We start from the raw sequence: 1205 nt of genomic DNA on the forward strand, positions 1-1205 counted from the left end.
TCAACAACGTTTTGTAATGGCAGGGCTACCTGGATTCGAACCAGGGAATGGCGGCATCAAAAGCCGCTGCCTTACCGCTTGGCGATAGCCCTACAGGTCTTAGCCTTTCAACTAAGCGCTTTCCAAAACAAGGAAAGTATGGTGCGGAAAGAGAGACTTGAACTCTCACACCTTGCGGCGCCAGAACCTAAATCTGGTGCGTCTACCAATTCCGCCATTTCCGCATATTTGATATTGTAGATGATTATTAAGATGGTGCGGAAGGAGAGACTTGAACTCTCACACCTTACGGCGCCAGAACCTAAATCTGGTGCGTCTACCAATTCCGCCACTTCCGCATCTTAAATTCTACATGACCGATAGCTTAAGCTAACAATCTAATCAATGGTGGCTACGACGGGATTCGAACCTGTGACCCCATCATTATGAGTGATGTGCTCTAACCAGCTGAGCTACGTAGCCATCTCAAATTGTTCAAATCAAGAATGGTGCGGAAGGAGAGACTTGAACTCTCACACCTTGCGGCGCCAGAACCTAAATCTGGTGCGTCTACCAATTCCGCCACTTCCGCATCTTGATTTGTAGTTATCAAGGAGATTGGTGATCCTCAATAACATTGTATATGGCAGGGCTACCTGGATTCGAACCAGGGAATGGCGGCATCAAAAGCCGCTGCCTTACCGCTTGGCGATAGCCCTACAGGCAGTAGTTTGCACTACTTAAAATATGGTGCGGAAGGAGAGACTTGAACTCTCACACCTTGCGGCGCCAGAACCTAAATCTGGTGCGTCTACCAATTCCGCCACTTCCGCAACTTATTCTGTAGTTATAAAGGTAATTGGTAAAACCTAAATAACGTTATAAATGGTGGCTACGACGGGATTCGAACCTGTGACCCCATCATTATGAGTGATGTGCTCTAACCAGCTGAGCTACGTAGCCATCTCAAATTGTTTAAATCAAGAATGGTGCGGAAGGAGAGACTTGAACTCTCACACCTTGCGGCGCCAGAACCTAAATCTGGTGCGTCTACCAATTCCGCCACTTCCGCATCTTGATTTGTAGTTATCAAGGAAATTGGTGATCCTCAATAACATTGTATATGGCAGGGCTACCTGGATTCGAACCAGGGAATGGCGGCATCAAAAGCCGCTGCCTTACCGCTTGGCGATAGCCCTACAGGCAGTAGTTTTCACTACTTAAAA

10 tRNA genes are annotated in these 1205 nt (G+C 47.3%); all 10 read right to left on the reverse strand.

The window, feature by feature from the left end:
* Nucleotides 1-17 precede the first annotated feature (17 nt).
* A tRNA-Gln gene (locus tag ACF8OV_RS13680) sits at nucleotides 18-92 on the reverse strand.
* Nucleotides 93-139: 47 nt separating this feature from the next.
* Nucleotides 140-224: transfer RNA gene (locus ACF8OV_RS13685), tRNA-Leu, on the reverse strand.
* Nucleotides 225-253: 29 nt separating this feature from the next.
* Nucleotides 254-338: transfer RNA gene (locus tag ACF8OV_RS13690), tRNA-Leu, on the reverse strand.
* 47 nt (nucleotides 339-385) lie between these two features.
* Nucleotides 386-462: transfer RNA gene (locus tag ACF8OV_RS13695), tRNA-Met, on the reverse strand.
* Nucleotides 463-486: 24 nt separating this feature from the next.
* A tRNA-Leu gene (locus tag ACF8OV_RS13700) sits at nucleotides 487-571 on the reverse strand.
* A gap of 52 nt (nucleotides 572-623) precedes the next feature.
* Nucleotides 624-698: transfer RNA gene (locus ACF8OV_RS13705), tRNA-Gln, on the reverse strand.
* A gap of 29 nt (nucleotides 699-727) precedes the next feature.
* Nucleotides 728-812: transfer RNA gene (locus ACF8OV_RS13710), tRNA-Leu, on the reverse strand.
* A gap of 53 nt (nucleotides 813-865) precedes the next feature.
* Nucleotides 866-942 (reverse strand) — tRNA-Met (locus tag ACF8OV_RS13715).
* Between the two features lie 24 nt (nucleotides 943-966).
* Nucleotides 967-1051: transfer RNA gene (locus tag ACF8OV_RS13720), tRNA-Leu, on the reverse strand.
* A gap of 52 nt (nucleotides 1052-1103) precedes the next feature.
* Nucleotides 1104-1178, reverse strand: a tRNA-Gln gene (locus ACF8OV_RS13725).
* Nucleotides 1179-1205: the final 27 nt, after the last annotated feature.

The sequence above is a fragment of the Vibrio sp. GLN_1 genome, from assembly GCF_043106015.1.
In the GTDB taxonomy this organism is placed as follows: domain Bacteria; phylum Pseudomonadota; class Gammaproteobacteria; order Enterobacterales; family Vibrionaceae; genus Vibrio; species Vibrio parahaemolyticus.